Annotated in this window: 17 protein-coding genes; 9 read left to right on the top strand and 8 right to left on the bottom strand. The window is 52.0% G+C overall.

Going from position 1 to position 20460, the window contains the following annotated elements:
• Nucleotides 1–34: 34 nt before the first annotated feature.
• Nucleotides 35–1780 carry a gamma-glutamyltransferase gene (gene ggt, locus OGX89_RS13185; RefSeq protein ID WP_126956403.1) on the top strand — a complete coding sequence of 582 codons (1746 nt, stop codon included), beginning with the start codon at nucleotides 35–37 and terminating at the stop codon, nucleotides 1778–1780.
• Nucleotides 1781–1824: 44 nt separating this feature from the next.
• Here ggt and OGX89_RS13180 read toward each other — a convergent pair whose 3' ends face one another.
• From OGX89_RS13180 to yhhY, 6 genes are all read right to left on the bottom strand, one after another.
• Entirely contained in the window at nucleotides 1825–2859 is a 1035-nt protein-coding gene (locus OGX89_RS13180) for a phosphotriesterase family protein (RefSeq protein ID WP_003827595.1), read from the bottom strand.
• Nucleotides 2856–3827, bottom strand: coding sequence for a DMT family transporter (locus OGX89_RS13175; RefSeq protein WP_126956401.1), 972 nt, complete (start codon nucleotides 3825–3827; stop codon nucleotides 2856–2858). Before OGX89_RS13175 ends, OGX89_RS13180 begins: the two co-directional genes overlap by 4 nt.
• Nucleotides 3828–3880: 53 nt before the next feature.
• Nucleotides 3881–4642 (bottom strand): glutamine amidotransferase, encoded by a 762-nt coding sequence (locus OGX89_RS13170; RefSeq protein WP_126956399.1) that lies wholly within the window; start codon nucleotides 4640–4642, stop codon nucleotides 3881–3883.
• 15 nt (nucleotides 4643–4657) lie between these two features.
• Nucleotides 4658–5872, bottom strand: a complete 1215-nt coding sequence (locus OGX89_RS13165; protein WP_286560609.1) for a PfkB family carbohydrate kinase — start codon at nucleotides 5870–5872, stop codon at nucleotides 4658–4660.
• A 325-nt stretch (nucleotides 5873–6197) separates the two neighbouring features.
• The gene (locus OGX89_RS13160; protein ID WP_126956397.1) at nucleotides 6198–7082 is read right to left on the bottom strand and encodes a hypothetical protein; all 885 of its coding nucleotides are present in this window, start codon (nucleotides 7080–7082) and stop codon (nucleotides 6198–6200) included.
• A gap of 46 nt (nucleotides 7083–7128) precedes the next feature.
• A complete protein-coding gene (yhhY, locus tag OGX89_RS13155; protein WP_019078130.1) occupies nucleotides 7129–7617 on the bottom strand; it encodes an N-acetyltransferase in 489 nt (162 codons plus the stop codon).
• A gap of 427 nt (nucleotides 7618–8044) precedes the next feature.
• On the opposite strand from yhhY, the gene OGX89_RS13150 reads away from it, so the two are divergent.
• The 5 genes from OGX89_RS13150 (at nucleotide 8045) to gntU (ending at nucleotide 13131) form a co-directional block, all read left to right on the top strand.
• Entirely contained in the window at nucleotides 8045–9082 is a 1038-nt protein-coding gene (locus OGX89_RS13150; RefSeq protein WP_126956395.1) for an oxidoreductase, read from the top strand.
• Between the two features lie 123 nt (nucleotides 9083–9205).
• Nucleotides 9206–9901, top strand: a complete 696-nt coding sequence (gene yhhW / locus OGX89_RS13145) for a quercetin 2,3-dioxygenase (protein ID WP_003023472.1) — start codon at nucleotides 9206–9208, stop codon at nucleotides 9899–9901.
• Between the two features lie 222 nt (nucleotides 9902–10123).
• Nucleotides 10124–11119: a gluconate operon transcriptional repressor GntR gene (gene gntR / locus OGX89_RS13140; protein ID WP_126956393.1), complete on the top strand. Its 996-nt coding sequence runs from the start codon at nucleotides 10124–10126 to the stop codon at nucleotides 11117–11119.
• A 141-nt stretch (nucleotides 11120–11260) separates the two neighbouring features.
• Nucleotides 11261–11791, top strand: coding sequence for a gluconokinase (gene gntK / locus OGX89_RS13135; RefSeq protein WP_003023475.1), 531 nt, complete (start codon nucleotides 11261–11263; stop codon nucleotides 11789–11791).
• Nucleotides 11791–13131, top strand: coding sequence for a gluconate transporter (gene gntU / locus OGX89_RS13130; RefSeq protein ID WP_003827609.1), 1341 nt, complete (start codon nucleotides 11791–11793; stop codon nucleotides 13129–13131). Before gntK ends, gntU begins: the two co-directional genes overlap by 1 nt.
• A gap of 95 nt (nucleotides 13132–13226) precedes the next feature.
• On the opposite strand, the gene OGX89_RS13125 is transcribed toward gntU, so the two are convergent.
• Together OGX89_RS13125 and yhgN are read right to left on the bottom strand one after the other, a co-directional pair.
• Nucleotides 13227–13673 carry a hypothetical protein gene (locus OGX89_RS13125; protein WP_003827612.1) on the bottom strand — a complete coding sequence of 149 codons (447 nt, stop codon included), beginning with the start codon at nucleotides 13671–13673 and terminating at the stop codon, nucleotides 13227–13229.
• A gap of 454 nt (nucleotides 13674–14127) precedes the next feature.
• Complete coding sequence (gene yhgN, locus OGX89_RS13120) at nucleotides 14128–14721, bottom strand: NAAT family transporter YhgN (protein ID WP_003023480.1); 594 nt, start codon at nucleotides 14719–14721, stop codon at nucleotides 14128–14130.
• 190 nt (nucleotides 14722–14911) lie between these two features.
• Here yhgN and asd point away from each other — a divergent pair, with 190 nt between their 5' ends.
• The 3 genes from asd (at nucleotide 14912) to glgX (ending at nucleotide 20451) form a co-directional block, all read left to right on the top strand.
• Nucleotides 14912–16018: an aspartate-semialdehyde dehydrogenase gene (asd, locus tag OGX89_RS13115; RefSeq protein ID WP_003827614.1), complete on the top strand. Its 1107-nt coding sequence runs from the start codon at nucleotides 14912–14914 to the stop codon at nucleotides 16016–16018.
• A 273-nt stretch (nucleotides 16019–16291) separates the two neighbouring features.
• Complete coding sequence (gene glgB, locus OGX89_RS13110; protein WP_003827616.1) at nucleotides 16292–18475, top strand: 1,4-alpha-glucan branching enzyme; 2184 nt, start codon at nucleotides 16292–16294, stop codon at nucleotides 18473–18475.
• Nucleotides 18475–20451 carry a glycogen debranching protein GlgX gene (gene glgX, locus OGX89_RS13105; RefSeq protein ID WP_126956389.1) on the top strand — a complete coding sequence of 659 codons (1977 nt, stop codon included), beginning with the start codon at nucleotides 18475–18477 and terminating at the stop codon, nucleotides 20449–20451. Before glgB ends, glgX begins: the two co-directional genes overlap by 1 nt.
• The last annotated feature ends 9 nt before the right edge of the window (nucleotides 20452–20460 follow it).

Raw genomic sequence — 20460 nt, 5'->3', positions numbered from 1 at the left:
TGGGGGCCGACCCCCATACATCTGGAGAATAACGATGATAAAACCGACGTTTTTACGCCGGGTAGCCATTGCTGCTCTGCTCTCAGGAAGTTGTTTTAGCGTTGCTGCCGCGCCGGCTGCACCACCACCGGTATCTTACGGAGTCGAGGAAGATGTGTTCCATCCCGTACGTGCTAAGCAAGGGATGGTGGCCTCTGTGGATGCTTTAGCTACCCAGGTTGGTGTGGACATTCTTAAACAGGGTGGGAATGCCGTCGATGCCGCCGTGGCCGTTGGGTATGCGCTGGCGGTGACGCATCCCCAGGCGGGCAATCTGGGCGGCGGTGGTTTTATGCTGCTGCGTACCAAAGACGGTAACACCACAGCGATCGATTTTCGTGAAATGGCGCCTGCTGGCGCGACCCGTGACATGTTCCTCGATGAGCAGGGCAACGCCGATGCGAAAAAGTCGCTGACGTCGCATCTGGCATCCGGTACGCCGGGTACCGTGGCGGGTTTCTCGCTGGCGCTGGAGAAATACGGCACGATGCCGCTGAACAAAGTGGTGCGCCCGGCGATGAAGCTAGCGGAAGAGGGCTTTGTGGTTAATGACGCGCTGGCCGACGATCTGAAAACCTATGGCAGCGAAGTGCTCCCTAATCACGAGAACAGCAAAGCCATTTTCTGGAAGGACGGCGAGCCGCTGAAAAAGGGCGACAAGCTGGTGCAAAAGAATCTGGCGAAAAGCCTGGAAATGATTGCCGAGAATGGCCCGGATGCGTTTTATAAAGGGGCGATTGCCGATCAGATAGCCGGGGAAATGCAGAAGAACGGCGGGCTGATGACCAAAGAGGATTTAGCCAGCTATAAAGCCGTGGAGCGCACGCCGATAAGCGGTGACTATCGCGGGTATCAGGTCTTCTCCATGCCGCCGCCGTCCTCTGGCGGTATTCACATCGTGCAGATCCTCAATATTCTCGAAAACTTCGATATGAAGAAGTACGGATTTGGCAGCGCCGATGCCATGCAGGTTATGGCTGAAGCGGAGAAATATGCTTACGCCGACCGTTCAGAGTATCTGGGCGACCCGGATTTTGTGAAAGTGCCGTGGCAAGCGCTGACCAACAAAGCCTATGCTAAAACGCTTGCCGATCAGATTGATATCAACAAGGCTAAGCCTTCCAGCCAGATCAAACCTGGCAAACTCGCCCCGTATGAAAGCAACCAGACTACGCACTTCTCGGTAGTGGATAAAGACGGCAATGCCGTGGCGGTAACGTATACCCTGAATACCACCTTCGGGACCGGCATCGTGGCGGGTAACACCGGCATTCTGCTGAATAACGAAATGGACGACTTCTCCGCTAAGCCAGGCGTGCCGAACGTTTATGGACTGGTGGGCGGTGATGCTAACGCGGTTGGGCCGAAGAAGCGTCCGCTGTCATCGATGTCGCCGACTATCGTGGTAAAAGACGGGAAAACCTGGCTGGTGACCGGCAGCCCAGGTGGAAGCCGAATCATCACTACCGTACTGCAAATGGTGGTCAACAGCATTGATTACGGGATGAACGTCGCCGAAGCGACCAACGCACCGCGCTTCCATCATCAATGGTTGCCAGATGAACTGCGCATCGAGAAGGGCTTCAGCCCGGATACAATCAAGCTGCTGGAGCAAAAAGGACAGAAAGTGGCGCTGAAAGAGGCGATGGGCAGCACGCAGAGCATTATGGTTGGACCGGATGGCGCACTGTATGGCGCTTCTGACCCGCGTTCCGTGGATGATTTAACGGCGGGGTACTGATTTTTGATTAATAGCCCGGTGTCAGGCACCGGGCGTTTTGTTGGCTATGCCGTGAGTAACCGCGCTGGATTATCAATACAGAGCTTGCGAAGAGTATCGTTGTCTACTCCACGGGCAGCCAGATAGGCGAGGAAAACATTCGGGACAAACCCCCAACCGTTCCCCCCATTTTTTGCCCACATCTGTTTGAGAAAAACATCATGGCTTAAAACTATCTGATCGGCGTAACCCAGTTCAATCAGATGAGCTACCGCATCTGCGGTCTCCTGAACGCCTGGGGCGATACCTTCTTTAGGGAAAGTGATGTCCAGGCCAATCATGTCAAATTCAAGCCATACGCCGCGGTCGAGCATTTTACGTTGATAGGCAACATCTTTTCCTGACGGGTCCGAGTGTGCCAGCGAAACTTTTGCCGGAGAGACGTTCATCTCTTCAAGGACAATATCCAGCACCTCATCACCCAGTCGCAGCCACCCTGGCATATGGATATTCATCGCCGTATGGGGATTATTACGTTGTGCCAGAGACGCTGCCCGCAGACTGTTACGCTCCGCTTGGGTAAATGCGGGTGACACGCCAATTTCACCGATCATACCGGCGCGAATATCTGTCTCGCCAATCCCTTGATTCAGTTCCTTATCAATCAGTGCGGCTAATGAATCGACAGGTTTATGGATCCTGGTGCTTTCAAACTTCTCCAGATAAGGTCCTGATGAAGCAACGATATTCAAACCGGTTTTTATTGCCACTTCCCGTAACGATGAAGCGTCCCGACCGATAGACTCAGAACCCGTCGCGTCGACAATCGTCCTGCCTCCTAGTGACATAAAATTATTGATTTCAAAGATGACATCATCAATCTCTTTTCTGTCCATGTTATCGGCGCAGCAGTATGGGTCGTGTTTCAGTCCCCACTGTAGGTCAGCACTGACTTTTTTTCCTACCAGTTGCTGTGAAAAAGCATAATGTGGTTCATCAACAACGGATGACAGATCGTTAAACAGATGCTCATGCGGGAGCGTTAGCCCCATATCAGTGTGCGCCACTGGGCCTGTCACGGTTTGCAGGAAACCTTTCATCCTGACACCTCCATTTTTTGCGCCATTTTGGATGCTCTGTATTCAGGAATGGTGGTAACAATTGCGCCCACTAACGCGAACAACGTGCCGATGATGGTGACCAGATAGACCGTATTGCCTAAGGATGGGATCAATTCATCAATCAATACCGACCCAAGCAACTGGCCTGCGGTAGACGCTACACCCAGCATTAGCAGACCTAAGCCTCTGACCAGAATCGCCATCAGCCCGATGGACAGCAGACCCAGCGGGCCACCGAGATACATCCACCACGTATCGGGTAACTGGACGGTGACATGGCCTAATGCGACACGTATCGCCAGTGCAGCGCCCAGCACACAAAAGCCGACAATGAAGTTCCAGGTAATGGAAACCAGCATAGAGCCCGTGGCCTCGGCAACTTTGGCATTTCCAGCAGGCTGCCAGCCAGCGAGTAATCCTGCCAAAAATGGAAGGATAGCGAGCAGGATAAAGGAGGTTGAATGCCACTGTGGCGACACGACAAAAATCGTGGCAATAACCGCGAACAATGCGCCAGCAACGCGCCATGGGGTGAAATATTTCTTCTCATCCACACCGACACCAAAACGGTCGCACAGTAGGCCGGAAAGGAGCAGGGCGGAAATTAATGCAGTTTGAAACGTGGCAACGCCCAACGCGCTGGCTGATGCCCCTTCCGAAAATACAACCATCGCTCCACATAATCCGGCAAACCAATTCCACCGCGGGATTTTTCTCTTTTTAATCAGCGTCGGGATCGATGCGAATTGCTGGCGTGTTTCTTTACGCGCAATAATAATGAAAAACATGACGACCAGACCGCTGGCGAACGAGATTACTGCACAAGCATTACCATCTTGCAACCAGTGTCCCAATTGCCCATTAACGGCAGACTGCATTGGGGAAAGCATACCGGCTAAGATGGTTGCAAGCATCAGTAAGGGAGTTGAGTACTTATTTTTGTTCATACATCAATCCTTGTATTTTATAAAAGGAGTAACTTTCGTTACTCCATTGTTTTTTATTTTCTGGCGATGAATTGAAGCGTGTTAACCCACAGGTCGGTATAAAACGGCCAGGACATAAATTGCTGTGTTCCCCAGTGTGGCGAACAGTCGCTCATGAAGCAGGCGGTTTTACCCTGTTGGTATTCACCGAACACTAACAGCGGGTCATTATTTATTGTTAAAACAACATCGGCATCTTCTCTGGCGACAGCCTGGTTATATCCAAGAAATACCGGGTAGTCTGAGAATCCGTTAACGACAGGATGTTCCGGGGAGATAGCCTCAGCGCAGATACCCTCTGGTTTTTCTACCCGGTCATCGCCGTCAAGCATAATAACTGGCAAAACCTCGGCAAGAATGGTGTTCTTGTAATTAGCCTTGGCCTCAATGCCCATAAATGACAGATAGCCGCCAATCATGAGCAGACCACCACCATTTCTGACATACTCTTTAATTGATTCCAGAGCATTTGGCTTTATTTTTAGCTGATAGAACGTCTCGTTTTGCAACAGGAACGTATTGCTGCCGATATCGCTAATAACAATGACATCATAACGGTTTAGTTCATCAATGCTTTCTGGAAATGCAATTTGCACGGTGTGAGCCTGCATATAATCAATTTCTACACCACCTTTCTTTAAGCATTCAAGCAACCATGTAGCACCTTCTTCATATTTACTGGAGGTAAAACTGTCATAGCCTTTTGAATGAATCATGTGAATATGCCAGGACTCTCCAATAAAGAGCACCTTTAGTTTTTTCTGCGTATTGTTCATAGTCTGCTCCTTGATTTAGTGAGTAGAGATAGTTTGTTTGTAATGTGAGCCCTGAATGCGATGAAGAACGGATTCGTTTTCTGGCATGTCAGAGGCATTGGGTGTTTCAACAGCAAGCGAGGCGAATGCGCTCGCGTAGCACAATGCAGATGCCAGTGATTTTCCTTTAGCAAGGCCAGACGCGAGTGCGCCATTGAAGGCATCGCCAGCGCCAGCCGTATTTTTTACAACGGCCGGAAATGCCGGAGAATAGATGAATTGCGTTCCGTCATAAGCGAGAGAATCTTTGCTACCCAATGTGATAATGGTATTTTTGACACCTTTTTGATGAATAATCTTTGCTGCACATTTGGCTGATTCAATATCGTTGACGGACATGTTTGCCAGCAGACCAGCTTCGGTTTCATTTGGCGTGATATAATCGATGTCATCAATGATGGTATTAACCATTTCATTATATGGCGCTGGGTTAATAATGACCGGGATATCATTTTTCTGTGCGAGACGAATGGTTTGTTGAAGTGCCTCGTAATTTGTCTCCAGTTGTACGAGAACAATATCTGAATGAACGATGGCTTCTTTTTGTATGGTGATTTCATCAGGTGAAATTGTCATGTTAGCACCTGGATAGATAGCGATGACGTTATCCCCGGTATCTCCATTCACCATAATAGTCGCTGTACCTGTCTGTGTTTCTTTGGTCTGATAGATAACGCTTTTATGGATTTTTGATGAGTTTATAAAATTAATGGCGTAATCACTGAAATGGTCTGACCCTACTTTAGTAATAAAATGCACATCAGAATCGGCATAGCTTGCCGCTAATGCCTGATTGCATCCTTTACCACCGGGCGAAAAAATAAATTTATCGGCAAGCAATGATTCGCCTGTCGAGGGTAGCCTCGGTAGGTAACTGATAATATCAACATTGAACGAGCCAATAACACATACATTATTCTTCATGGCAGAGAGACCTTTTTTTATTTTCTGCGCTGATTCATATTTTTCCAGCACATAAGCAATTTCGTTTTTTGCAACGTTATCAAGAGAGTCAAGGGTAATAAATGCACCACCATGACAGCGAGTGAGATATCCCTGCCCGGCAAGTTCATTGAGATCTGAGCGAATAGTTTCCTTTGTTACCTTGAGACTTTTCGCCAGATTTGAAACTTTTACAACTCCCGAAATACTGATTTCTTTCAATATTCTATGATGGCGTTCAAATTTCATTTTTTACCTCACCGTGGTTAAGTTAGTCCCAGGGGAAGTATATTGTTGTGATTGTCACCATAAAGTGATGGCAGAAACCAAAAAAAAACAAAAATGTAATATTAATATTATTAAAGTTACGAAAAATAGCGATGAAGATAGAAAGCTGAATAACCATATAATTCAGGTGGTTGTTAAGCCGGAACATGGCGGTGGGGGAAGGCGATAGGCTGTAATCAACAACTCTATGCCAGGACTGGATGGCGCTTCCGTTCTTGAATTTTTCGGTGGGATATAAAATAGATTGGCCTACAGCGTTCTGAACGATGTAGGCCTGACCGGTAGGTTATGGCGCATATCGCTGCAGTGATTCGGACCAGCGGAATATTTGGCTGCTTTTATCCTGTAGGCTAACGCGCTCTAAGTCATAAAATCCGTGCGTCTTTGCCGAGCGCATTTTGAGAATGTACTTACTTTCGCTGATGTCGTGCTGCCTTGTGCCGTCTTTATTCCAGTCTCCAGCAATGTCCGAATAGTAATAAACAAGGTCAGAAAACACGTTGATTATCTTGCTGTCTTTGATGGTGTAGAGTTCCAGCACTTCATAAAATGCGCCGCCGCCGGAATACGCATCAGAGTATCCACCCCGCACCCCGAATGCCAGGGTATCGGGTGCTATCCGGTACGGTGCCAGATCCAGCTTTGTATAATAAGCCAGCGGTCTGACGGACTCATCATCGCTCTCTTTTTCAGCGGCTTTATTCCACTCTGAGAGCTGGTTTAACGGTTTTTCCGAGCGTGCAATCGGCGTTAGCTGTGGATTCTGCCAGGAAAAAACGCCGAGATATAATTTATTAGCGCGCCCGTTGCTGTAGTTTTCCGGGCAGGTGTTATCCGCGTATTTTTTTGCTTGCACGGCGTCAGCCTTATTATCGGCGAAACAGGCAATGCCAATATATTTACCGTCTTTTCCCCAAGATTTAGCACCAGTCAGGATCAGGTTGTCAGGATCTTCATTCGGTGCAACCCAGGCAATCCACTGCTTTTCAGATAAGCCCTGAGGAAGCTCACCAAATCCTTTCGCGGGTGTTGCTCCCGCCATTTGTTCAGCGAAAATCTGTTTACCTTCCGGATGTTGGATGGCACTGGGTACAGAATCGAGATTTTGTACGGTAGTGGCAAAAGCAGGGGAGAGCGAGGCCAGCAACACCAGGGGAAGAAACTTTTTCACTATTGCGTCCTTTCAATAAGCAGGGCGATATGACTCGTCCTTAAATTTATTTCACGCGCGCCATAAAGTAGGCATCAACATACTCACCGTTGCGCAGGCCGTATTTCTTACCGGTGCCTTCGATTTCAAAGCCGTACTTCTTATAGACTGCTACAGCAGGCTCATTATCAACAAATACCGTCAGCTCAATGCGCTCGACGCGCAGCCAGTTGTCGCACATGTCGATCATCGTACGAATCAGCGCGCTGGCAACGCCACGATTGTGCCACCTGGCATCCACGCAGATACCAAAATCGGCCACGTGGCTGCGGCGCGGGCGCTGCGCGACCTCAATACAGAGATGCCCCACGACGATATCGTCAATGCAGGCAACCAGTTGTTTGACACCGGCTTGCTCGGTTAGCCGTGCTTGCCACATTTCGAGGGAAGGATGAGGAACCTGTAGCGTGTTGTGGTACACCTCCGGCTGGGCGTGGATCTGACGAATTGCGTCGTAATCTTTCGGTTCAGCGTGGCGTATCACTATCTCACTCATTCCTTATCTCCTGCAGGGTTAATTGTGCATTTACACTCGCTGAGAAAGAAAAATCCGTCAACTGCATTTTTTTGCAAAAAGAAGTAGACAAGTGCGAATGAGAATGATTATTATTGCTCTGCGTTCAGGGGAACCCCTACGGAGAACCTGAAAGCACGACATTGCTCACATTGCTTCCAGTATTACTTTAGCCAGCTTTTGCTGGCTTTTTTTTTGGGTTTTGTTTCAGCCTGGCTTACTTGTCATTTTGTCCCCGGGGTGGGGCGACTGATGCCGGATGGCGCTTGCGCTTATCCGGCCTACAGCTGAGACCTGGGTTTTGTAGGCCGGATAAGGCAACGCCGCATCCGGCATGATGACAGGATGGATTCAGTCTCCAGCCGCTTTGCGCTATGGTGTAGACAATCATCTTCAAAAGGATCGTCTCATGACCTTACACTGCGCATTTATTGGTTTTGGTAAAAGCACCACCCGCTACCATTTGCCGTACGTCCTCAACCGCAAAAATAGCTGGCACGTCGCGCACATTTTCCGCCGCAACGCCAGGCCGGAAGAGCAGGCGCCGCAGTATTCACATATTCACTTCACCAGCGACCTCGACGAGATCTTAAACGATCCGCAGGTGAAGCTGGTGATCGTCTGTACCCATGCTGACAGCCATTTTGAATACGCCAAACGCGCGCTGGAAGCGGGTAAAAATGTGCTGGTTGAGAAACCCTTCACCCCAACGCTTGCGCAAGCAAAAGAGTTGTTTGAGCTAGCGCAAAGCAAAGGGCTGACCGTTACGCCGTATCAGAATCGTCGTTTTGACTCCTGTTTCCTCACCGCTAAAAAAGCAATTGAGAGCGGCAAGCTCGGCAAGATTGTTGAGGTTGAAAGCCATTTCGATTACTACCGTCCTGAAGCAGAAACCAAGCCGGGACTGCCGCAGGACGGCGCGTTTTATGGTCTGGGCGTACACACCATGGATCAGATTATCTCCTTGTTCGGACGTCCCGATCATGTGGCCTACGACATCCGCAGCCTGCGCAACAAAGCGAACCCGGACGATACCTTTGAAGCGCAGCTTTTTTACGGCGACCTGAAAGCCATTGTTAAAACCAGCCATCTGGTGAAAATCGACTATCCGAAGTTTATCGTGCATGGCACCAAAGGCTCGTTTGTGAAGTACGGTATCGACCAGCAGGAAACCAGCCTGAAGGCTAATATCATGCCGGGTGAGCCAGGTTTCGCTGCCGATGATTCCATTGGAATGCTGGAATATGTCAACGATGACGGCATCACGGTGAAAGAAGAGGTGAAGCCGGAAGTGGGGGACTACGGTCGCGTCTATGATTCGCTGTACCAGACGCTGACCGCCGGTACGCCTAATTACGTCAAGGAATCTGAAGTTCTTACCAACCTTGAGATCCTCGAACGCGCCTTTGAACAGGCAACGCCTGCCACGATAACCCTCGCCAAATAGCCTGCACAGACTCCTCTGGTCTTGTTCATATTTTTTGAACAGAGGAGTCAATTTTCACCCTCTATGATCCCAGACGGATTGAGTCCACACTTACTCCATCGAAAACATCTGGGGGTGAACACAATGATCTACTTACGCAAAGCTAACGACCGTGGCCACGCTAATCATGGCTGGCTTGATTCCTGGCATACCTTCTCTTTTGCCAACTACTATGACCCGAACTTTATGGGGTTCTCGGCACTGCGCGTGATTAACGATGACGTGATCGATGCAGGTCAGGGATTTGGTACTCACCCCCATAAAGACATGGAAATCCTGACCTACGTGCTGGAAGGCGCGGTAGAGCATCAGGACAGCATGGGCAATAAAGAGCAGGTTCCGGCCGGTGAGTTTCAGATTATGAGCGCCGGGACGGGGATCCGTCACTCGGAGTACAACCCGAGCAATACTGAGAAGCTGCATCTGTATCAGATCTGGATCATGCCGCAGGAGAACGGTATTACTCCGCGTTATGAACAGCGTCGTTTCGATGCCGCTCAGGGTAAACAACTGGTGCTGTCGCCGGATGCTCGTGATGGTTCACTGAAAGTGTACCAGGATATGGAGCTGTACCGTTGGGCGCTGGTCAAAGATGAGCAGTCAGTGCATCAAATTGCTGCTGAACGCCGCGTCTGGATCCAGGTGGTAAAAGGTAACGTGACGATTAACGGGACTAAAGCGACCACCAGCGACGGTCTGGCAATCTGGGATGAACAGGCAATTTCTATTCATGCCGACAGCGACAGTGAAGTGTTACTGTTTGACCTGCCGCCAGTATAAAAATACACGTCATCCTTCAAGCCGCATCTGTGTTGGCTTTCCTCGCTCACCCCGGTCGCGTACTTAATGTACGCTCCCGGGGATTCACTGCGTCGCCGCCTTGATGCAACTCGAATGATTTTGTGTATTTATCACAATAAAAACTCCTTTTTTTCTCTGCAAAGGTTCACGCACGTCCGTGGTAAACTGGGAGAATCTATCCCTTTTTAACGCTTCAGGACGATGAAAAAGAAAAGACCCGTACTTCAGGATGTAGCCGACCGCGTGGGCGTGACCAAAATGACGGTCAGTCGCTTTTTGCGTAATCCGGAGCAGGTCTCCGTGGCGCTGCGGGGCAAAATTGCCGCTGCACTTGATGAGCTGGGTTATATTCCCAATCGCGCTCCTGATATCCTTTCTAACGCCACCAGCCGCGCTATCGGCGTGCTGTTACCGTCTCTCACTAACCAGGTTTTTGCTGAAGTGCTACGCGGCATTGAGGCCGTCACCGACGCCCATGGTTATCAAACCATGCTCGCGCACTACGGCTATAAGCCTGAGATGGAACAAGAGCGCCTGGAATCGATGCTGTCGTGGAATATCGATGGTCTGATCCTCACCGAACGTAGCCATACGCCCCGTACGCTGAAAATGATTGAAGTTGCCGGTATCCCGGTGGTTGAATTGATGGACAGCAAGTCTCCGTGTCTGGATATCGCCGTCGGTTTCGACAACTTCGAAGCCGCGCGTCAGATGACTGCCGCTATTATCGCCCGCGGGCACCGTCATGTAGCCTATCTTGGCGCACGTCTTGATGAGCGTACTATCATCAAACAGAGAGGCTACGAGCAGGCAATGCGCGATGCCAACCTGGTGCCGTACAGCGTGATGGTGGAACAGTCTTCTTCCTACTCCTCCGGTATTGAACTCATCCGTCAGGCGCGGCGCGAATACCCGCAGCTCGACGGCGTTTTCTGTACCAACGATGACCTGGCGGTAGGGGCGGCCTTCGAATGCCAGCGTTTAGGGCTGAAAATCCCGGATGACATGGCGATTGCCGGATTCCACGGTCACGACATCGGGCAGGTGATGGAGCCGCGTCTGGCGAGTGTGCTCACGCCGCGTGAACGGATGGGAAGCATTGGTGCAGAACGCCTGCTGGCGCGCATTCGTGGTGAAGCAGTCACGCCTAAAATGTTAGATTTAGGTTTCACCTTGTCACCGGGCGGATCTATTTAAGCCAACAACTTTGAAGTAGCTCACACTTATACACTTCGAGCACGAATGGATATTGCTTCTCTATTTATCCGGCTGGACAATGTTACCGATAACAGTTACCCGTAACAATTTCCTGATTCTTGTACCAGTGGGGGCAACGCTTTGAGCACGACTAATCATGATCACCACGTTTACGTTCTGATGGGCGTATCGGGCAGCGGTAAATCTGCTGTCGCCAGCGAAGTGGCGCATCAACTGCAGGCCGCGTTTCTTGATGGCGATTTTCTCCATCCGCGCAGCAACATCATGAAAATGGCTTCCGGTGAGCCACTCAACGATGACGACCGTAAACCGTGGCTACAGGCGCTTAATGACGCCGCTTTTGCGATGCAGCGTACCAACAAGGTTTCGCTGATCGTCTGTTCTGCCTTGAAAAAAGTCTACCGCGACCAGTTACGCGACGGTAACCCGAACCTCTCTTTCATTTATCTGAAAGGGGATTTTGACGTTATCGAAAGCCGTCTGAAGGCGCGTAAAGGCCACTTCTTCAAAACACAGATGCTGGTTACCCAGTTTGAAGCGCTGGAAGAACCGGGTGCGAATGAAAACGATGTACTGGTGGTCGATATCGATCAACCACTGGACGGTGTGGTCGCCAGCACCATTGAGGTTATTAACCAAGGCAGTAAGTAGTGAGCACATTAACGCTTGTTTTAACAGCAGTAGGGTCCGTTTTATTACTGCTGTTTTTAGTGATGAAGGCGCGTATGCACGCCTTCGTTGCTTTGATGGTGGTATCCATTGGTGCAGGTCTCTTTTCCGGTATGCCGCTCGATAAAATCGCGGCGACCATGGAAAAAGGGATGGGAGGCACGCTCGGTTTCCTGGCGATTGTGGTGGCGCTGGGGGCGATGTTCGGCAAGATTTTGCATGAGACCGGCGCGGTCGATCAGATTGCCGTCAAAATGCTGAAATCCTTCGGTCACAGCCGCGCACATTACGCGATTGGCCTGGCCGGTCTGATTTGCGCGCTGCCGCTGTTCTTTGAGGTGGCGATTGTGCTACTGATTAGCGTAGCGTTTTCAATGGCACGCCATACCGGTACTAACCTGGTTAAGTTGGTCATTCCGCTGTTTGCAGGCGTGGCGGCTGCCGCAGCGTTCCTGCTGCCGGGGCCTGCGCCGATGCTGCTGGCCTCTCAGATGCACGCCGACTTTGGCTGGATGATCCTGATTGGCCTGTGCGCCGCGATTCCGGGCATGATTATCGCCGGGCCGCTGTGGGGTAATTTCATCAGCCGTTACGTTGAGCTGCACGTACCGGAAGACATTACCGAGCCGCATCTGGGCGAAGGCAAAATGCCCTCCTTTGGCTTCAGCTTATCGCTTATCCTGCTGCCGCTGGTGCTGGTTGGTCTGAAAACCATCGCCGCACGCTTTGTTCCGGTCGGTTCTTCAACCTACGAATGGTTCGAGTTTATCGGTCATCCGTTTACCGCGATTCTGGTTGCCTGTCTGGTGGCGATTTATGGTCTGGCGGTGCGCCAGGGCATGCCAAAAGACCGCGTGATGGAAATCTGCGGCCATGCGCTGCAGCCAGCGGGGATTATTCTGCTGGTGATTGGCGCGGGCGGCGTGTTCAAACAGGTGCTGGTAGATTCCGGCGTTGGTCCTGCACTGGGCGAAGCGTTAACCGGTATGGGCTTGCCGATCGCAATCACCTGCTTCGTGCTGGCGGCGGCGGTGCGTATTATTCAGGGGTCCGCGACAGTGGCCTGCTTAACGGCGGTCGGTCTGGTGATGCCAGTGATTGAGCAACTGAACTACTCCGGTGCTCAGATGGCGGCGCTGTCTATCTGTATCGCGGGCGGCTCTATCGTGGTCAGCCATGTTAACGACGCTGGTTTCTGGTTGTTCGGTAAATTTACCGGCGCGACTGAAGCGCAAACGCTGAAGACCTGGACGATGATGGAAACCATCCTCGGTACGGTTGGCGCGATTGTCGGTATGATTGCTTTCCAGCTGTTGAGCTGATGGAATTGCCCGGTGGCGCTTGCGCTTACCGGGCCTGGAAACGAGCACATATCGACACCGTAGGCCGGGTAAGGCGAAGCCGCCACCCGGCTTTTTTACAGCACCATCACACCATCCTCGGTTTTCAACCAACGCGGCGCTTTTAACGTATCGGCGAAATAGCCTACCAAATCCTGCAGTAAATCGCCCGCCACGCGTTCCATCTCGTCAGACAGCGTTTTGCTCATCAGTAAATGCGTCAAAAGCTGGCAGTAACGCCCCATCTGATCTGGTTCGGGTTCAAAGAGGGGAGTGCGGGTCGGTAAGGTTTCTACCGTCAGGCTGGCCTGTAGATGCTGCGGTACAGGTTCCGTTAAGGTTGGTTGTAGTAGTGCCAGACAGGCCGACAGGCGCGCACATATCGCCAGTTTTTCAACCGGGTCATGACATTCAACAAGCCCTTCGACAAAACGCTCACAGTTATCTGCCAGCTCGGTGAAATCCGTTGCATGGCTAAAGGGCAGGGTAAATAAAGAGTGTGAAAAGAGAGGGGTAGTCGCCATAGGGCAGCCTCCAATGAGTGAAATTTACCACCACCGAAGGGACCAACCTTTTGGTGGCGGGCTGAACGGAGTTGGTCCTACCGGCCTCATTGGATACCGGTGCGTCTTGTGACGCCACCGTCCAGCCCACCATTGAGGTGTAGCTGGTCGCACGACAAAAGTGAATTTTATCGCGAATGAGGTAATCAGGGGACCAATCCTGGCATCTGATTTTGCAGGTGCAGCGAGAAGATAATGCTTATCCGTGATGCTGACAAGAGGGCATTCCGGAAGGCGCTTCGCAGAAATGAAAATACGCTTTTTCAGAGAGTTAAATGATTGAGGTGTTTCTCATAAACACATTCACGGCGCTGATTGCCCGGTGGCGCTTGCGCTTACCGGGCCTGGAAACGAGCATATATCAACACCGTAGGCCGGGTAAGGCGAAGCCGCCACCCGGCATAAAGTGAGTGCGTTACCCCTTCATCCACATCCGCACGCCGTCGAGGAACATCTGGGTTGCCATCATCACCAGAATCAGCCCCATCAGGCGCTCCAGCGCGTTAACCCCTTTCTCTCCCAGCAGGCGTAAAAATAGCGAAGACTGCAGCAAAATCACGAATGTGCCGCCCCAGGCGATCAGCAGCGCAATCACCAGGTGCCCCATCTGGTTTGGATACTGATGCGACAACAACATTAATGAGGCCAGGATTGTCGGCCCGGCTACCAGCGGAATCGCCAGCGGTACGATAAACGGCTCTTCACCAGCCGGAAGCCCGGTGCTATTCCCGGTGGCGCTGGGGAAAATCATCTTAATGGCGATCAGGAACAGAATGATGCCCCCGGAGATCGATACGGTTTCTGCACGCAGGTTAAGAAATGCCAGAATTTTCTCGCCCGCAAACAGGAATATCAGCATCACCAACAGCGCAATAAACAGCTCGCGAATCATAATCGCGCGGCGACGTTTTGGTTCGGTATGTTTCAATACGGACATGAAAATGGGCAGATTTCCGAGCGGATCCATAATCAGGATCAATAAAACTGCCGCTGAAATGATTTCATTCATAACTCAAATTCCCTGATAATTACCGCGGACTTTCTGCTTGCTTGCGCAGCGGGATAAGTCGCATTACTGATGGCTTCGCTATCATTGATTAATTTCACTTGCGACTTTGGCTGCTTTTTGTATGGTGAAGGATAGGCCAGTAGGATACTGGTTAGCATACACAGCACACATCTCTGCAGGAAAAAACGCTATGAAAAATGTTGGTTTTATCGGCTGGCGCGGTATGGTCGGCTCTGTTCTCATGCAACGCATGGTTGAGGAGCGTGACTTCGACGCCATTCGCCCTGTTTTCTTTTCTACTTCCCAGCTCGGGCAGGCGGCACCGACGTTCGGTGGCACCGCGACCGGCACACTTCAGGACGCTTTTGATCTGGATGCGCTGAAGGCGCTCGATATCATCGTGACCTGTCAGGGCGGCGATTATACCAACGAAATCTATCCAAAGCTTCGTGAAAGCGGTTGGCAAGGTTACTGGATTGACGCAGCCTCTTCGCTGCGGATGAAAGACGATGCCATCATTATTCTCGATCCGGTTAACCAGGATGTCATCACCGACGGCCTGAATAAAGGTATTAAGACCTTTGTCGGCGGCAACTGTACCGTTAGCCTGATGCTGATGTCTCTCGGTGGCCTGTTTGCCAATGACCTGGTTGACTGGGTTTCCGTGGCAACCTATCAGGCGGCTTCCGGCGGCGGCGCGCGCCATATGCGTGAGCTGCTGTCTCAGATGGGTCATCTGTATGGCCATGTGGCCGAGGAACTGGCGACCCCTTCCTCTGCTATTCTCGACATCGAACGTAAAGTGACGACCCTGTCCCGCAGCGGCGAACTGCCGGTTGATAACTTTGGCGTACCGCTGGCCGGTAGCCTGATTCCGTGGATCGACAAACAGCTCGATAACGGTCAGAGCCGCGAAGAGTGGAAGGGACAGGCGGAAACCAACAAAATTCTCAACACGTCTTCCGTGATCCCGGTTGATGGTCTGTGCGTGCGCGTCGGCGCGCTGCGCTGCCACAGCCAGGCGTTCACCATTAAACTGAAAAAAGATGTGTCTATTCCGACCGTGGAAGAACTGCTGGCGGCGCACAATCCGTGGGCCAAAGTTGTACCAAACGATCGGGATATCACCATGCGTGAGCTAACCCCGGCGGCCGTCACCGGCACGCTGACCACGCCAGTAGGCCGTCTGCGTAAGCTGAACATGGGACCGGAGTTCCTGTCAGCCTTTACCGTGGGCGACCAGTTGCTGTGGGGTGCTGCGGAGCCATTGCGCCGTATGCTGCGCCAATTGGCGTAATAGTTTGTTAACGATCAAGGGGTGAGGAATCACCCCTTTTTTTGCGTAATACAGGAGTAAGCGCAGATGTTTCATTTTTTACCAGGAGTAAGATAAAGCATTGGCTATTCTTTAAGGGTGACTTAGTACCGGAGGTATTAAGTTGTTGCCTGAAGGTGGGACGACGCAGAGAGGATGCACAATTGTGCTGCGCCGTTCAGGTCAAAAAAAGTGTCACTACCTGATGTCGAAAATCAGTTGGAAGGGGTGACACCATAAAACAGGATGACAACCATGTCCGTTCGTATCGATAGAGACGTGATTAATGCGCTAATTGCAGGCCATTTTGCGGATCCTTTTTCCGTACTCGGTATGCACCAAACTGATGCTGGACTCGAAGTCCGCGCCCTATTACCTGACGCCACCGAAGTGTGGGTGATCGAACCCAAAACCGGACGCAAAGTCGGCAAGCTGGATTGCCTCGACTCTCGCGGTTTTTTCTGTGCAGTACTTCCCCGCCGTAAAAATTTCTTTCGCTATCAGCTGGCCGTTGTCTGGCATGGACAGCAGAATCTGATTGATGACCCTTATCGTTTTGGTCCGCTGATCCAGGATATGGATGCATGGCTGTTATCTGAAGGTACGCATCTGCGACCTTACGAAACGCTGGGTGCGCATGCGGATACCATGGATGGCGTCACCGGTACGCGTTTCTCCGTCTGGGCACCCAACGCCCAGCGTGTTTCGGTGGTTGGTCAGTTCAACTACTGGGATGGCCGTCGCCACCCGATGCGCCTGCGTAAAGAAAGCGGTATCTGGGAGTTGTTTATCCCCGGTGCGCAGCATGGTCAGCTGTATAAATACGAGATGATCGATGCCAACGGTAAGCTGCGGATTAAAGCCGACCCTTACGCGTTTGAAGCGCAAATGCGCCCGGAAACCGCGTCACTTATTTGCGGTCTGCCGGAAAAAGTGGTGCAAAGCGAGGAGCGTAAAAAAGCCAATCAGTTTGATGCGCCGATCTCTATCTATGAAGTACATCTGGGTTCATGGCGTCGTCATACCGATAACAACTTCTGGCTGAGCTACCGCGAGCTGGCGGATCAGTTAGTGCCTTACGCCAAGTGGATGGGCTTTACCCACCTCGAACTGTTGCCGATTAACGAGCATCCGTTCGACGGTAGCTGGGGTTACCAACCTACCGGCATGTATGCGCCGACCCGTCGCTTCGGGACTCGCGATGATTTCCGCTATTTCGTGAATGCCGCGCATCAGGCGGGGCTGAACGTCATTCTCGACTGGGTGCCGGGCCATTTCCCATCGGACGACTTTGGTTTGGCAGAGTTTGATGGCACTAACCTTTATGAGCACAGCGACCCGCGCGAAGGGTATCACCAGGACTGGAACACGCTGATCTACAACTACGGTCGCCGTGAAGTCAGCAACTACCTGGTGGGTAATGCTCTGTACTGGATTGAACGTTTTGGGATCGACGCGTTGCGCGTGGATGCCGTGGCGTCGATGATTTATCGCGACTACAGCCGCAAAGAAGGGGAATGGATCCCAAACGAATTTGGTGGTCGTGAAAACCTTGAAGCCATTGAGTTTTTGCGCAATACCAACCGCATTCTTGGCGAGCAAGTTCCGGGCGCGGTGAGCATGGCGGAAGAGTCCACCGACTTTGCCGGCGTTTCAAGACCACAGGATATGGGCGGTTTAGGGTTCTGGTATAAGTGGAACCTCGGCTGGATGCACGACACGCTGGACTACATGAAGCTGGACCCGATTCATCGTCAGTACCATCACGACAAGCTGACCTTCGGCATGCTGTACAACTACACCGAAAACTTTGTCCTGCCGCTGTCGCATGATGAAGTGGTACACGGTAAAAAATCTATTCTCGATCGCATGCCGGGAGACGCATGGCAGAAGTTTGCCAACCTGCGCGCCTACTACGGCTGGATGTGGGCCTTCCCGGGCAAAAAACTGCTGTTTATGGGCAACGAGTTTGCGCAGGGACGTGAATGGAACCATGACGCCAGCCTCGACTGGCACCTGCTGGAAGGTGGCGATAACTGGCACCACGGCGTACAGCGTCTGGTGCGCGATCTGAACCACACCTACCGTCATCACAAAGCGCTGCACGAGCTCGACTTTGACGCCTATGGCTTTGAGTGGCTGGTGGTAGATGACAATGAACGTTCGGTGCTGGCTTTCGTGCGTCGTGACAAGGTCGGCAATGAAATCATCGTGGTCAGTAACTTTACGCCTGTGCCCCGCCACGGCTATCGCTTCGGTATCAATCAGCCAGGCAAATGGCGTGAGATCCTCAATACCGACTCGATGCATTACCACGGCAGCAATACCGGTAACGGCGGTGCGGTGCACAGCGATGAAATCGCCAGCCATGGTCGTCAGCACTCACTGAGCCTCACGTTACCGCCGTTGGCAACGATTTGGCTGGTCCGGGAGGGGTAATGACGCAACTGGCAACCGGCAACGCCACCCCCCATGGTGCAACGTATGACGGCCATGGTGTCAATTTCACACTCTTCTCGGCCCACGCTGAACGCGTTGAATTATGCGTATTCGATGAGCAAGGGTGCGAACTTCGCTATGACCTGCCGGGGCGTAGCGGTGATGTCTGGCATGGCTATCTGGCCAACGCCCGGCCCGGTCTGCGCTATGGCTATCGTGTTCATGGCCCATGGCAACCGCAGCAGGGCCACCGGTTTAATCCGGCCAAGCTGCTGCTTGACCCTTGCGCCCGTCGGGTGGATGGCGAGTTAAAAGATAACCCGCTGCTGCACGGTGGGCTAAATGAACCGGATCATCATGATAATGCCACCATCGCGCTGAAGGGCGTGGTGGTGTCCGATCATTATGACTGGGAGGATGATGCCCCGCCGCGCACGCCGTGGGGCAATACCGTGATTTACGAAGCGCATGTCAAAGGGTTGACGTATTTGCATCCTGAGCTGCCGGAAGAGATTCGCGGAACCTACAAAGCGCTGGGCCATCCAGTGATGATCGATTACTTCAAGCGCCTCGGCATTACCGCGCTGGAGCTGCTGCCGGTGGCGCATTTTGCCAGCGAACCACGGCTTCAGCGGCTGGGGCTGTCGAACTATTGGGGCTACAACCCGGTAGCGATGTTCGCGCTGCATCCGGCCTATGCCTGTTCGCCGGAGAGTGCGCTTGATGAGTTTCGCGATGCGGTAAAAGCGCTGCACAAAGCGGGGATTGAGGTCATTCTCGATATCGTTTTGAACCACAGCGCCGAGCTGGATCTCGAAGGCCCCGTCTTCTCGCTGCGCGGAATTGATAACCGTAGCTATTATTGGATCAGGGACGATGGTGATTACTACAACTGGACCGGTTGTGGGAACACCCTCAATCTGAGCCATCCCGGCGTTGTGGAATACGCATGTGAATGCCTGCGCTACTGGGTTGAAACCTGCCATGTGGATGGTTTTCGTTTTGATTTGGCTTCCGTCATGGGGCGTACACCTGCGTTTCGTCAGGATGCGCCGCTGTTTACCGCGATCCAAAACTGTCCGCAGCTCTCACGCGTTAAGCTGATTGCGGAACCGTGGGATATTGGTGAAGGCGGCTATCAGGTGGGGAATTTCCCTCCGCCGTTTGCCGAGTGGAATGACCATTTCCGCGATGCGACCCGACGCTTCTGGCTCCAGCGTAATCTCTCGTTGGGTGAGTTTGCCGGGCGTTTTGCCGCATCAAGCGACGTGTTTAAACGCAATGGTCGCAAACCCAGCGCGACGGTCAATCTGGTGACTGCGCACGACGGTTTTACGCTACGCGACTGTGTGTGCTTCACAAATAAGCACAATGAAGCGAATGGTGAGGAAAATCGCGACGGCACTAGCAATAACTACAGCGACAATCATGGTAAAGAAGGATTAGGCGGCACGCTGGACCTGATTGAGCGGCGGCGCGACAGCATTCATGCGCTGTTAACCACGCTGTTGCTCTCCCAGGGGACGCCGATGTTGCTGGCGGGCGATGAGCATGGTCATAGCCAGCACGGCAACAATAACGCTTACTGCCAGGATAACGTCCTAACCTGGCTGGACTGGCAGCAGGCAAACAGCGGACTAACCACATTTACCGCAGCCCTGATCCATCTTCGTCAGCAAATTCCTGCATTAACGGGTGATCGCTGGTGGGAAGAGGGCGATGGCAATGTTCGTTGGCTGAATAAGTACGCACAACCCTTAAGTGCGGATGAGTGGCAAAACGGCCCGAGGCAGATGCAAATCCTGCTTTCAGACCGTTTTCTGATTGCAATAAATGCCACGCTTGAGGTGACAGATATCGTTTTACCTGAAGGGGGATGGTGCGCCGTTCCCCCATTTGCCGGAGAGGATAATCCGGTGCTTACGGCTGTCTGGCAGGGACCTGCGCACGGACTGTGTGTGTTCCAGAGAAGATAAAAAAGGAGT

The organism is Citrobacter sp. Cpo103 (assembly GCF_030332605.1).
Taxonomy (GTDB): domain Bacteria; phylum Pseudomonadota; class Gammaproteobacteria; order Enterobacterales; family Enterobacteriaceae; genus Citrobacter; species Citrobacter portucalensis.
This window is presented reverse-complemented; position numbering and strand designations above follow the sequence as displayed.